This is a genomic window from Rhodococcus sp. AZ1 (genome assembly GCF_054979605.1).
In genome coordinates this window covers 409,262-422,407 of the sequence record NZ_JBUEQF010000002.1, presented here as the reverse complement: position 1 = coordinate 422,407, position 13,146 = coordinate 409,262, and the positions used below count along the sequence as shown (strand labels likewise).

Below are 13,146 nucleotides of genomic sequence, written 5' to 3'. Positions count from 1 at the left end.
GCTAGATCGACCGCCACCATCGCGCGGGCTCATCCACCGGCATGGTGACATCGACTCGCTGACCCGGCTTCGGCACGGTGGTGCTCACCCCTCGCCGCCCGGCCTCGGTGGTCAACCGCTCCGCCGGTTCTGCCCACGGGTGCAGGGCCAGGTTGAACGTGGCCCAGTGAATCGGCACCACCACCCCGCGATCACCCACCCCACCTTGGAGATCGATGTGCGTGCGCACCGCCTCCTCCGGATCCATGTGGATGTCACGCCACTGCTCGTTGTACGCCCCCACCGGCAACAACGTCAGATCGAACGGCCCGTGGGCATCGCCGATGTCGGCGAACGCCGGGGTGTACCCGGTGTCGCCGCCGAAGAACACTCGATGCGACGGCCCGGTGATGGTCCACGACGCCCACAGGGTGGTGTCGCGAACAAGGCTCCGGCCCGAGAAGTGCCGAGCCTCGGTGCAGGTGATCTCCAGCTCGCCCACGATGGTGGAGTCGTTCCAGTCCAACTCCACGATGCGGGCGTCCGGAACGCCCCACATCCGCAGGTGCTCCCCCACACCGAGCGGCACCACGAACGGCATGCTCTGATGCTCTGTCAGATCTCGGATGGTGGCGCGGTCGAGGTGGTCGTAGTGATCGTGGGAGATCACAACGGCGTCGACCGTGGGTAGCGTGCGCAGCGGGGCGGGCACCGGATGCAGACGGGCCGGCCCCACGATCTGCGACGGCGAGACCCGTTCGCTCCACACCGGGTCGGTGAGGACGCGATGCCCGTCCACCTCCACCACCGCCGAGGAGTGGCCGTACCAGGTGACGGCGCACTCCGCTGCCTGCGCCGGGGCGAGCGGGGTGGCCAGCGGGATCACCCCACCGGGCCGACCGGCTCGCAACTTGGTCACGGCCTCGACCATCAAACCCGGGGTCGGGGTGGTCAGCGGCGAGCTGGGCAGGGTGTTGCGGAATCGCCCGCCCGCGTAGTTCGGTGACGCCTGCGCCACCGGTGCGATGCGATCGCGCGAGGCACCCAGCTCCGACGGCAGGTTCCACGCGGCGCGCGCCACCCACCCGGCACCGACCGCTGCGGCCGTCAGTGCGCCGGCGAGGGGCGCGGGACCACGACGGTTACTCACCGCGAAAAACCGGCTGCCGCTTCTCCGTTCGGGCGGTGTACGCCTCGAGCAGATCCTTGCTGGCCCACGCGGCGTCGTGAGCGGCCTGCTGCTCCTCGGACTGCGGGTTGAGCGCACCGTCGTCGTTGAGAACCATCTTCAGATGCGCCAGGGTCAGCGGTGCCAGGCCCGCGATGGCGTGGGCGTACTGCTGCGCAGCAGCCAGATCACCGATCTCACTGGCCAACCCACACGCGAGAGCCCGATCGGCGTCGATCTTGGCGGCCGCGAGCAGGATCGACCGGGCGATACCGCCGCCGGCCACCGCGCTCAGACGCCGCACCGTCCACGCGTCGAGTCCCACGCCCAGCTTGGCCGCCGGGATCGCGAAGTGTGCCTGCGGCGCGACCACCCGCAGATCGGCGGCGATGGCCACCTGCACACCTGCGCCCACGGCCGGGCCGTTCACCGCGGCTATCACCGGCAGGGGTGAGCCGAGCACCGACTTGTGCATGCCGGTCAGCGCGTCGATGAACGGCGAACTCACCCCGCCCGTCAGGTCCGCGCCGGCGCAGAAACTGCTCCCCTGCCCGGTGATGACGATGGCGCGCACGCCCTCGTCGGGCGCGGCGACGACGGCAGAGCGCACAGCGTCGCAGACCTCCGAGGTGAGCGCGTTGCGCCGCTCCGGTCGCTGGAACTCGATGGTGAGAACGTCGCCGTCCCTGCTCTTCCCGATGGTCATCGACCCGATCCTGCTTTCCTCGCAGCTGTGCTGTCAGCTCGAGAATACGGTCCGCCCGACAGCGCGGTCAGCTCGAGAACTCGTCGGGGTGGGGGCCGACCCGCCCGTCGGCGGCATCGAGGGCCGCGATGGCGGCCATCTCGCCGTCGGAGAGCGTGAAGGAGAAGACGTCGAAGTTCGACGCGATACGCGACGGCGTCGCCGACTTCGGGATCACGATGTTGCCCAGCTGCAGGTGCCACCGGATGACCACCTGCGCGGCGCTGGCGGAGTGGGCGGCGGCGATGTCGGTGAGCACCTCGTGGTCGAGCAGGGTGCCCTGTCCGAGCGGGCTCCACGCCTGAGTGGCGATGCCGTGCTGGGCGTGGAAGGCGCGGAGCTCGACCTGCTGCAGGCGCGGGTGCAACTCGACCTGATTGAGCACGGGCACCTCACCGGACTCGGCGATCAGCTTCTCGAGGGTGGGGGCGGTGAAGTTGGAGACGCCGATCGACCGAACGCGTCCGTCCTTCTTGATCTGCTGGAACGCCTTCCAGGTGTCGAGCCACTTGCCGCGGTCGAGCTGCTGCCAGTGGATGAGGTACAGATCGAGGTAGTCCAGCCCCAGCCGCTCCATGCTGGCGTCGAAGGCCGCGAGGGTCGAGTCGTACCCCTGGTCGTCGTTCCACAGCTTGGTGGTGATGTAGATGTCCTCGCGGGCGATGCCCGACTCGGCGACCGCGCGGCCGACGCCGGTCTCGTTGCCGTAGATGCGGGCGGTGTCGATGTGGCGGTAGCCGACCTGCAGCGCGGTGGACACGGCGTCGAAGGCCTGATCATCCGGGATCTGCCACACCCCGAAGCCGAGCTGCGGGATGGTGGTGCCGTCGTTGAGGGCGGTCGCGGGGGAAGTCGTTAGTTCAGCCATGTAGCTGCCAACGTCGAGCGGACGCGGGATTGTTCCTCGGGGGCAGCGATACTTGGATCCCATGACGGCTGTCCTGCGACTATCCGACCTCGGCGCGCACCGCGGGGACCGCACTCTGTTCACGGGCCTGAACCTCACCGTCTCTCCCGGGGACGTGATCGGGCTCGTGGGGGCCAACGGCGCGGGCAAATCGACGCTGCTCTCACTCGTCGCGGGCGAGAGCACCGCGGAGAGCACCGGCACCGTCGCCGTGACACCCCCCGATGCGACCATCGGCTACCTGACGCAGGAGATCGGGCGCGGCCCCGGCGAGGGTGGCACCGAATCTGTTGCCGAGTTCCTGGCCAGGCGCACGGGCGTCGCGGCCGCGGAGGCCGCGATGAACGCCGCCGCGCAAGCCCTGGCCGACGGCGTCGTCCAGGACGGGGGTTCGCAGGATGCGTACACACCCGCACTCGAGCGCTGGCTCGCCCTCGGCGGCGCGGATCTGACCGAACGCATGCACGTGGTGCTGGCCGACCTCGGGTTCGAGGTGGGTGTGGACCTGCAGATGTCCGCGCTCTCGGGTGGGCAGGCCGCGCGAGCCGGCCTCGCTGCGGTGCTGCTCTCGCGGTACGACGTGCTGCTGCTCGACGAACCGACCAACGACCTCGACCTCGCCGGACTCGAGCGGTTGGAACGCTTCGTGGTCGAGACCGAATGCGCGTTGATGCTCGTCAGCCACGACCGAGAATTTCTCGCCCGCACGGTCACCGGCATCGTCGAACTCGATCTCGCGCAGCAGCAGATCGCCGTGTACGACGGCGGGTACGAGGCGTATCTCGTCGAACGTGAGGTGGCTCGTCGACACGCGCGGCAGGAGTACGAGCAGTTCGCCGATACCAAGGCCGAGCTCGAGGATCGCATACGGATGCAACGCAATTGGCTCGAACACGGTGTGCGCAACGCGCGTCGCAAGTCCACGGACAACGACAAGATCGGTCGCAAGTTCCGCGCCGAGTCCACCGAGAAGCAGGCCGCCAAGGCGCGCCAGACCCAGCGCCGCATCGAACGCCTCGACGTGGTGGCCGAACCCCGCAAGGAATGGGAGCTGCGCATGGAGATCGCCGCGGCGCCGCGCGGGGGTTCGGTGGTCTCGGCGTTGAACAGTGTTGTGGTCGAACGAGGTTCGTTCACGCTCGGCCCGGTGACCACACAGATCGACGCCGGCGATCGCATTCTCGTCACCGGCCCCAACGGCTCGGGCAAGTCCACGCTGCTCTCGGTGATCCTGGGGCGCGTGCAGCCCACGAGTGGTTCGGCGATGCTCGGCTCCGGTGTCGCGATCGGCGAGATCGACCAGGCACGTGCCGCTTTCGTCGGTTCGGCCTCGATCGCCGAGGCGTTCGCCGCCGAGGTGCCCGACTGGACGCAAGCCGACGTGCGCACCGTGCTCGCCAAGTTCGGTCTCCGCGGCGACAACGCTCTGCGCCCGTCCACCGCACTGTCGCCGGGTGAACGCACCCGCGCCGCGCTGGCCCTGCTCCAGGCGCGCGGGGTGAACCTGCTGGTGCTCGACGAACCCACCAACCACCTCGACCTGCCGGCCATCGAGCAGGTGGAGTCGGCCCTGGACTCCTTCGACGGCACCCTGCTGCTGGTCACCCACGATCGACGCATGCTCGACTCCGTCCGCAGCACCCGCCGGTGGGCGCTCGAGAACGGGGTGCTCACCGAGTCGCTCAGCTGAGTACTCGTCGAACCAATTTGTGCTGACATCTTGACAATGCATTGGGTTTTTACAACACTTTGATGCATGAGTCCGGTACGACGTGGGGACACCCTCCCTATCCACAACCGCATCGCCGTCCTGCGGGCCGAGCGACGCATGACCCGTGCTCAGCTTGCCGAGGCAGTCGAGGTCAATCCACAGACCGTCGGCGCCCTCGAACGCGGGGACCACTATCCGAGCCTCGACCTCGCGATGCGCATCTGCGACGTGTTCGCGCTGCCCATCGAAGCGGTGTTCTCGCGCACCGAGTTCACCCCCCTATCCGCCGAGGTCTACCGATCCGCCGAGAAAGGCCAGTCATGACCGAATCCACACTGCTCGACCGCTACCAGGACTACCGCACCCGCCGCTTCATCGAGAACCAGAACCGGACCAGCTCGTGGTTGCCGACATGGCGCACCCAGCGCCGCCGCCGGGTACTCGTCGTCACCATCCTGACGGCGCTGGCGCTGTGGCTGGCGATCTCGGTTCTCACCATGATCGACGGGGAATTCAGTGCGCTACTCCTGCTCGTCGGGCTGGTGTTCCTACCGGCCTGGACGATGCTGCAGATCGTCACCGCACGGGTCGGCGACGCCCCGCAGGACAGCCTCGACGAGTGGGAGTTGCAGCGCCGCAACCTCGCCCGATCGATCGGGCTCACCATCACCGGCGCCCTGGTCGCACCCGCCGCCATCGTGACGGTGTACCTCCCGATTCTTCTCGACACCGACCGCGACTTCACGATCGGCTGCGGCCAACTGGTGCTCGGCGCCCTGCTCCTCGGTAGCTGCAGCCCGGCCATGATCCTCGGCTGGAGCACTCCGGACGCCGATCCCGACCCCGTCTCCTGACCCGCACAGCACCGTCTCCCGACCCGCACGGCACCGCTCACCGACGAGGAATCTCATGACCAACCTGACCATCGACTCGATCCACAAGCGCTACGGTGGGAAGGTTGCGCTCGACGGCGTCAGCTTCGACGTGCGGCCCGGCGAGATGTTCGGCTTCGTCGGCAGCAACGGCGCCGGCAAGACCACCACCATGCGCATCATCCTCGGCATGCTCACCCCCGACGCCGGGCAGGTGCGCCTCGACGGCCGACCGATCGACCTCGACGTGCGCCGCCGCTTCGGATACATGCCCGAGGAGCGCGGCCTCTACCCGAAGATGAAGGTCGGAGCGCAGTTGACGTACCTTGCCCAGCTGCACGGATTGTCGACCGCACACGCCCGCGAGGCCGTGGGGCGTTGGACGGACCGACTCGGCATCGCCGACCGGGTGAACGACACCGTCGACTCGCTGAGCCTGGGCAATCAGCAACGCGTGCAGTTGGCCGCCGCGCTGGTCCACGATCCCGACGTCCTGGTTCTCGACGAACCGTTCTCCGGACTCGATCCCGTCGCCGTGGACGTGATGAGCACTGTGCTGCAGGAGAAGTCGGCCGCCGGGGTACCGGTGCTGTTCTCGAGCCACCAGCTCGAGCTGGTGCAGCGACTGTGCGATCGCGTCGGGATCCTCGTCGGCGGATCCATGAAGGCCGTCGGCACCGTCGACGAACTGCGCGGATCTGCCCCTGCGCGGCTCGCGGTGGTCGCACCCGGCGCACCCGTCGGGTGGGCGTCGAACCTGCACGACGTCACGGTGATCGAGCACCGCGGCGATCGCACCACGCTGCAACTCGAACCCGGCTCCGACGATCAGGCCGTTCTCGCTGCCGCGCTGGCCACCGGGCCGGTGCACGAGTTCACCGTGGTAACCCCGTCCCTGACCGACCTGTACCGAGAGGTTGTCGCATGAGCACCACCGAATCGTCGAACCGCCTGACCCCCACCCGCGCGATCGGTTTGATCGCCAAGCGCGAGTTCGTCGTTCAGGTTCGCAAGAAGAGCTTCATCGTCTCCAACGCGCTCGTGGTGCTGGTGATCGTCGGCGGGATCATCGCCTACTCGCTGTTCTCGGGCGGGAACGAACCGGACCGATCGACGGTCGGACTGGTGGGCGACCAGGCACTGTCGTCGTCGATCACCGCCCTCGGCGACCGCGTCGGATCACCGGTCGAGGTGCGCGAGATCGCCTCCGCCGAGCAGGCACGGTCGCAGGTGTCGGCGGGCGACCTCGACGTCGCGCTCGTCACCTCGCCGAACGGATCCGCAACGGCCATAACCGATTCCGAGATCGGCCCGGCGCTGCGCTCGGTACTCGACGCCGCGGTGTCGTCGGCCGCACAGAACCGGGCGCTGACCGAACGCGGCGTCGATCCCGGTGACGTGGCCGCCGCTGCCTCCGCCGCCGTGGTCACCGTCGACGCCATCGATCCCCCCGATCCGGAGGCCGGCCAACGCACGGCTCTCTCCTTCGCGGCGGCGCTTCTGCTGTTCGGTCAGATCCTCGCCTTCGGCACCTACGTGGCGATGGGTGTGGTGGAGGAGAAGTCCTCGCGCGTGGTCGAGCTTCTGCTCTCGACGGTCAAGCCGCTGCATCTGCTGTGGGGCAAGATCCTCGGTATCGGAGCCGTCGGGCTGGTTCAGCTGGTGTTCTACGGCGGCGCCGGGCTGGCAGCGGGTATCGGCACGGGGGTACTGACCGTCACCGGCGCCGCGATCGGGGTGTTCGCGAGCACGCTCGGGTGGTTCATCCTGGGATTCGCCTTCTTCGCGGTGCTCTACGCCGCGGGCGGCTCACTGGTCTCGCGGCAGGAGGACGTCAACTCCACCACCATGCCGATTCTGCTGGTGATCATGCTCATGTACTTCAGCGCATTCAGCGTGATCGGAGATGTTCGCGGCACGTTGTCCGAGACGCTCAGCTGGGTGCCGCCGTTCTCGGCCATCCTGATGCCGCTGCGCATCGCCTCCGGCGTCGCCCCGGTGTATCAGATCGTGGGCACCGCGATTCTCATGCTGGTGGCAACGGTGGCGCTCGCCGCCCTCAGCGCCCGCGTCTACCAGCGCTCCATCCTGCGGATCGGGTCCTCCATCTCCTGGAAGCAGGCCCTCACCGCCCGCTGACCCCTCCCGACCCCGCGAGCGCACGGATTTTCCACGACACCGGCAACTGCTGCTCGCGGGCGGATTACAGTGCCAACCATGACCGAGACCGGGGCATATCGGGCGGCCTTCGACGCTGCCGCACAGGATCCGAACACCTTCTGGCTCAGTGCCGCCGAGGCCGTGGACTGGGATGTAGCGCCCACCACGGCGCTCGACGACTCGGCCCCGCCGCTCTATCGCTGGTTCCCCGGGGCGCGGCTGAACACCTGCCACAACGCCCTGGATCGTCACGTCGCGGCGGGGCACGGCGATCGCGCCGCGCTGGTGCACGACTCGGCCATGACCGGCACCGTCACCACCTACACCTACGCCGAACTGCTCGACGCCGTCGCGCGCTTCGCCGGGGTTCTCACCGCCCGTGGCGTACGCACCGGCGACCGCGTGATCGTGTACATGCCGATGATCGCCGAGGCCGCGATCGCGATGCTCGCGTGCGCACGCATCGGCGCCGTGCACTCGGTGGTGTTCGGCGGGTTCGCCGCCAAGGAACTCGCCGCGCGTATCGACGACGCCGAGCCGGTGGCCGTTCTCACCGCCACCGGCGGCCTCGAACCCGGCCGCGTGGTGGAGTACCTGCCGCTCGTCGAGGCGGCGATCGAGATGTCCACGGCATCGCCGTCGACCGTGGTGGTCAAGCACCGCGACGAGATACCCGGCGCCGCCCCGACGGGATGGCTCGACTGGGACGCCGAGGTTGCGGCGGCGGAACCCGTTGCACCGGTCAGCGTTTCGGCCACCGACCCGCTGTACGTGCTCTACACCTCAGGGACGACGGGTAAGCCGAAGGGCGTGGTGCGCGACAACGGCGGCCACGCCGTGGCGCTGGCGTGGTCGATGCGCAACATCTACGACGTGGGCCCCGACCAGGTGATGTGGGCCGCCTCGGACGTGGGCTGGGTGGTGGGGCACTCGTACATCGTCTACGGCCCGCTCATCGCCGGCGCCACCACGGTGATGTATGAGGGCAAGCCCGTGGGCACCCCGGACGCCGGCACGTTCTGGCGCGTGATCGAACAGCACGGCGTGCGCGCCCTCTTCACCGCCCCGACGGCCCTGCGGGCGATCCGCAAGGTCGATCCCGACGCCGCGCTGCTGGAGAACTACGACATCTCCTCTCTGACAACGCTGTTCGTGGCCGGTGAGCGTCTCGATCCCGACACCTACGAGTGGGCGGGCCGGGTACTGGGCCGCCCCGTGGTCGATCACTGGTGGCAAACCGAGACCGGCTGGGCGATCTGCGCGAACCTGCGCGGCCTCGAGCCGATGCCACTGAAGGCAGGATCGACGTCCGTGCCGTGCCCGGGATTCGGTGTCCGCATCGTCGATGCCGCGGGCGCGCCGCAACCACCGGGCACCGAGGGCAACATCGTCGTCGAACTACCCCTGCCCCCCGGGGACATTGGCCGGTCTGTGGCGTGACGACGAGCGGTACGTCGCGTCGTACCTCACGGCATTTCCCGGCCACTACCTCACGGGCGACTCCGGGATCGTCGACGCCGACGGGTACGTCACCGTGCTCGGGCGCACGGACGACGTGATCAACGTGGCCGGGCACCGACTGTCCACCGGCAGCATCGAAGCGGTGGTGGCCACGCACCCGGCGGTGGCCGAGTGCGCCGTCATCGGCATCCACGACGATCTCAAGGGCCAGCGCCCCAGCGGCTACGTGGTGCTCAAGTCCGGGGTCGAGATCGACGACGACACCCTGCGCGCCGACCTGATCGGCATGGTCCGCGACCAGATCGGTCCCGTCGCCACCTTCCGCGACGTGACCGTGGTCGCCGGTCTGCCCAAGACGCGCTCGGGGAAGATCCTGCGCAAGACCATGCGACAGATCGTCGACGGTGAGGAGGTGGTGATCCCGTCGACCATCGAGGACGTCGCCGTACTCGACGCCCTCGAGCAGCTGCTGCGGGACCGCACTACTTGATCTTCGCGAACCGGTCGAGCGAGACCTGCCGCTCGTGCGCATGGTCGACGATCGGATCGGGGTACTGCTCCGGCCGCCCGGTCTTCAGCGCGTGCACCGCCTTGCCGGGCACCGAGCGCAGTTCGGGCACCCAGCGGCGCACGTAATCCCCCGTGGGATCGAACTTCTCCCCCTGCGTGGTGGGGTTGAAGATGCGGAAGTACGGCGAGGCGTCGGTGCCCGTTCCCGCGGTCCACTGCCAACCGTGGGAGTTCGACGACAGATCACCGTCGACGAGCTTGTCCATGAAGTACCGCGCGCCCCGCCACCACGGGATGTGCAGATCCTTGACCAGGAACGAGGCCACGATCATCCGCACGCGGTTGTGCATCCAGTTCTCCGAGTTCAGTTGCCGCATACCGGCATCGACGATCGGATAGCCGGTTCGCCCCTCGCACCAGGCGCGGAATGCCACGTCGACGGACGGGCCGGTGTCGTGCTCGATGGCGTCGAACTTGGCAATGTAGTTCTCGCGCGCACTGTCGGGTCGACGATGCAGGATCTCGGCGTAGAAGTCGCGGAAGCACAGCTCACGCCGATACGACTGCGCCCCCGCGGACGGCGTCGCATTGCGCCCGATGTCGGCGAGCAGCGTTCGCGGATGCACCGTGCCGTACTTCAGGTGCACCGACATCCGGCTGGTGGTGTCCAGGTCGGGGCGGTTGCGCTCGTCGTCGTAATCACGAATTCGGCTGTCGTAGAAGTTTTTCCACTGCTCTAGCGCCGCGAGCTCGCCCGCCGCGACGCGTGCGCCGGTCGGCTCCGAGGGGATCGCCACCCGCGCCGGACCCCACCGCACATCGTCGGGGTCGATCCAGCGCGCGGTCTCGGCGGAGGTGTCCGCCGGTGCCCGCCACCCGTGCTCGAGCCAGCGTCGGTAGAAGGGCGTGAACACCTTCAGGCCTTCCCCGTCGTCCTTGGTGATGCGTCCGGGGGCCACTGCGTAGGGCGACCCGGTGGCGATCAGCGGCACCTCACCGAGGGCCTGCGCCACTGCCGCGTCGCGGGTACGCCCGTACGGGCCGTAGTCGGCGCTGATGTGCACCGAGGCGGCACCGACGGCGTCGACGACGGCCGGAACCGCCTCGACGGGATCACCGCGGACCACCATCAGTCGGCCGTCGAGCTGAGCGTCGAGGGCAGCGAGGTTGCGGTACAGCACATCCCGCCGGACGGCCCCGGATGGGCCGAGCAGCTTCTCGTCCAGGACGAACAGCCCGACAACCCCGTCGCCCTGCTCGGCGGCGAGGCCGAGGGCGGGATGGTCACCGACACGAAGATCGCGACGGAACCACAGGACGGCGGGGGTGTCGGTCATGACCCCATCATGGCAGGGCCCTACACCGGGGACCGGCAGATGCGGCGGGTCAGAGGATGTAGAGCATCTCCTGGTAGGTGGGCAGCGGCCACAGATCGTCGGCCACCAGCGCCTCGAGCGCATCCGAGGCCGTGCGGACGGCCTCCATCGCCGGCAGCACCGCATCCTTGGCGTGCTGAGCGTTGGCGAGGGAGTCCTCGACGTGCTCGTGCGCGATCGCCGCGGTCAGGCTCGCCAGCCCCGCACGCAACGCCGTCACCTGTGCGGTGACCGCCTCAAGGTCGGCGGTGTCGGCGTCGATCCCCGCCGCCTTCAGGGCGGTGACGTTCTGCGCCAACTCCGTCTGGTAGCGCACCGCTGCGGGCAGGATCGAGGTGCTGCCGACCTCGAGGGTGATGTTGGCCTCGACACCGATCGTGAGGATGTACTGCTCGAGACCGACCTCGTAGCGCGAGTGCATTTCGCGGTTGTTGAACACCCCGTACTTCTCGAACAACTCGAGCGCCTCGGGCGAGATCAGTTCCGGCAGAGCGTCGACCGTGGTCTTGAGGTTCTTGAGCCCGCGCGACTGCGCCTCGATGGGCCACTCCGCCGAGTAGCCGTCACCGTTGAACACCACGGCGCCGTGCTCGGTGATGATGTCGGTGAGCAGGTTCTGCACCGCGGTGTCGAAGGCGGTTCCGCCCGCGACGGCAGCCTCGAGTTGGCCGGCGATGAAGTCCAGCGAGTCCGCCATGATCGTGTTGATCACCACCATCGGCACGTTGACCGTCTGCATCGAACCCGGCGCGCGGAACTCGAAGCGGTTGCCCGTGAAGGCGAAGGGGCTGGTGCGGTTGCGGTCGCCGGGATCGGTGGGCAGCACCGGGAGGGTGTCCACGCCGATCATCATCGAACCCTTGCCGCGCGAGGAGGTGGCCGCACCCTTGGCGATCTGGTCGAAGATCTCCGCCAGCTGATCGCCCAGGAAGATCGAGATGATCGCGGGCGGGGCCTCGTTGGCGCCGAGGCGGTGATCGTTGGTGGCCGAGGCCACCGAGGCGCGCAACAGACCCCCGTACCTGTGCACCGCGCGAATGACAGCGGCGCAGAACACCAGGAACTGCGCGTTCTCGTGCGGGCTGTCGCCCGGGACGAGCAGGCTGCCGAGTTCGGCGTTGCCGAGAGAGAAGTTCACGTGCTTACCCGAGCCGTTGACACCGGCGAACGGCTTCTCGTGGAACAGACACTCCATGCCGTGCTTCTTGGCGATGGCCTTGAAGGTGGTCATCAGCAACTGCTGGTGATCGGCGGCGATGTTGCTCATCTCGAACATCGGCGCGATCTCGAACTGGCCGGGGGCCACCTCGTTGTGCCGGGTCTTGGCCGGAATACCGAGCTTGAACAGCTCCCGCTCGGTATCCATCATGAAGCCCAGCACGCGCTCGGGGATGGCGCCGAAGTAGTGATCGTCGAACTCCTGCCCCTTGGGCGGCTTCGCGCCGAACAGGGTGCGCCCGGCATTGAGCAGGTCCGGACGGGCGAGGAAGAAGTGCCGGTCCACCAGGAAGTACTCCTGCTCGGGACCGCAGAAGGAGACGATGTTGCCCGGCTTCTCGTGCCCGAAGAGCTCGAGGATGCGGGCGGCGTGCGTGCCCATCGCCTGCTGGCTGCGCAGCAGCGGGGTCTTGTGGTCGAGCGCCTCGCCGGTCATGGACACGAACACCGTCGGGATGCACAGGGTGTTGCCGTTGGGGTTCTCGAGCACGTAGGCGGGACTGGTGACGTCCCAGCCGGTGTAGCCGCGCGCCTCGAACGTGTTGCGCAGGCCACCGTTGGGGAAGCTCGACGCGTCGGGCTCGCCCTGGATGAGTGTCTTCCCGGCGAACTCCGCCAGCGCCGTTCCCTCCCCGGTGGGGTCGAAGAAGCTGTCGTGCTTCTCCGCGGTGAGGCCGGTCAGCGGGTAGAACACGTGCGCGTAGTGGGTGGCGCCCTTCTCGAGTGCCCAGTCCTTCATGGCCGAGGCCACGGCGTCGGCGACGAGCGGGTCGAGCTTCTTGCCGTTCTCGATGGTCGCGATCACGGACTTGAAGACCGACTTGGGCAGTCGCTTCTGCATGACGACCTTGCTGAAGACGTTGTCGCCGTAGAAGTCGCTCGGGGTCTCCGACACCGAGAAGTCGAACTTCGGCGGCACGTAGCCCTCGACATTGACGATCGCCTGCAACCGGGCTGCGTTACCACTCATGTTCTCTTCTACTCCTCGCGAGCTTTCCGATGTCGAACTCTTCCGATCCGCAACGGTTTTGCGGACCCC

The 13,146-nt window shown here is 68.2% G+C and carries 10 protein-coding genes and 1 pseudogene; 6 read left to right on the top strand and 5 right to left on the bottom strand.

The annotated features are described in order from the left end of the window. Position 1: 1 nt before the first annotated feature. From ACY48E_RS04355 to ACY48E_RS04345, 3 genes are all read right to left on the bottom strand, one after another. Positions 2-1,129: an MBL fold metallo-hydrolase gene (locus tag ACY48E_RS04355; RefSeq protein ID WP_462870865.1), complete on the bottom strand. Its 1,128-nt coding sequence runs from the start codon at positions 1,127-1,129 to the stop codon at positions 2-4. Next, the gene (locus ACY48E_RS04350; RefSeq protein ID WP_462870864.1) at positions 1,122-1,853 is read right to left on the bottom strand and encodes an enoyl-CoA hydratase; all 732 of its coding nucleotides are present in this window, start codon (positions 1,851-1,853) and stop codon (positions 1,122-1,124) included. The genes ACY48E_RS04355 and ACY48E_RS04350 overlap by 8 nt, the downstream gene beginning before the upstream one ends. A 67-nt stretch (positions 1,854-1,920) precedes the next feature. Further along, positions 1,921-2,760 carry an aldo/keto reductase gene (locus tag ACY48E_RS04345; RefSeq protein WP_462870863.1) on the bottom strand — a complete coding sequence of 280 codons (840 nt, stop codon included), beginning with the start codon at positions 2,758-2,760 and terminating at the stop codon, positions 1,921-1,923. 61 nt (positions 2,761-2,821) lie between these two features. On the opposite strand from ACY48E_RS04345, the gene ACY48E_RS04340 reads away from it, so the two are divergent. The 6 genes and pseudogenes from ACY48E_RS04340 (at position 2,822) to ACY48E_RS04315 (ending at position 9,493) form a co-directional block, all read left to right on the top strand. Continuing rightward, positions 2,822-4,489 carry an ABC-F family ATP-binding cassette domain-containing protein gene (locus ACY48E_RS04340; RefSeq protein ID WP_462870862.1) on the top strand — a complete coding sequence of 556 codons (1,668 nt, stop codon included), beginning with the start codon at positions 2,822-2,824 and terminating at the stop codon, positions 4,487-4,489. A 66-nt stretch (positions 4,490-4,555) separates the two neighbouring features. Continuing rightward, positions 4,556-4,834, top strand: a complete 279-nt coding sequence (locus tag ACY48E_RS04335; RefSeq protein ID WP_462870861.1) for a helix-turn-helix transcriptional regulator — start codon at positions 4,556-4,558, stop codon at positions 4,832-4,834. Beyond that, positions 4,831-5,364: a hypothetical protein gene (locus tag ACY48E_RS04330; protein WP_462870860.1), complete on the top strand. Its 534-nt coding sequence runs from the start codon at positions 4,831-4,833 to the stop codon at positions 5,362-5,364. The genes ACY48E_RS04335 and ACY48E_RS04330 overlap by 4 nt, the downstream gene beginning before the upstream one ends. 55 nt (positions 5,365-5,419) lie before the next feature. Continuing rightward, entirely contained in the window at positions 5,420-6,310 is an 891-nt protein-coding gene (locus tag ACY48E_RS04325) for an ABC transporter ATP-binding protein (protein WP_462870859.1), read from the top strand. Further along, positions 6,307-7,521 carry an ABC transporter permease gene (locus ACY48E_RS04320; RefSeq protein WP_462870858.1) on the top strand — a complete coding sequence of 405 codons (1,215 nt, stop codon included), beginning with the start codon at positions 6,307-6,309 and terminating at the stop codon, positions 7,519-7,521. The genes ACY48E_RS04325 and ACY48E_RS04320 overlap by 4 nt, the downstream gene beginning before the upstream one ends. Before the next feature lie 78 nt (positions 7,522-7,599). Next, positions 7,600-9,493 (top strand): annotated as a pseudogene (locus ACY48E_RS04315) (AMP-binding protein). Here the strand turns inward: ACY48E_RS04315 and ACY48E_RS04310 are convergent. Together ACY48E_RS04310 and ACY48E_RS04305 are read right to left on the bottom strand one after the other, a co-directional pair. Then, the gene (locus tag ACY48E_RS04310) at positions 9,486-10,850 is read right to left on the bottom strand and encodes a cryptochrome/photolyase family protein (RefSeq protein ID WP_462870857.1); all 1,365 of its coding nucleotides are present in this window, start codon (positions 10,848-10,850) and stop codon (positions 9,486-9,488) included. The pseudogene ACY48E_RS04315 and the gene ACY48E_RS04310 overlap by 8 nt on opposite strands. Before the next feature lie 49 nt (positions 10,851-10,899). Then, positions 10,900-13,077, bottom strand: coding sequence for a glutamine synthetase III family protein (locus ACY48E_RS04305; protein ID WP_462870856.1), 2,178 nt, complete (start codon positions 13,075-13,077; stop codon positions 10,900-10,902). Positions 13,078-13,146: the final 69 nt, after the last annotated feature.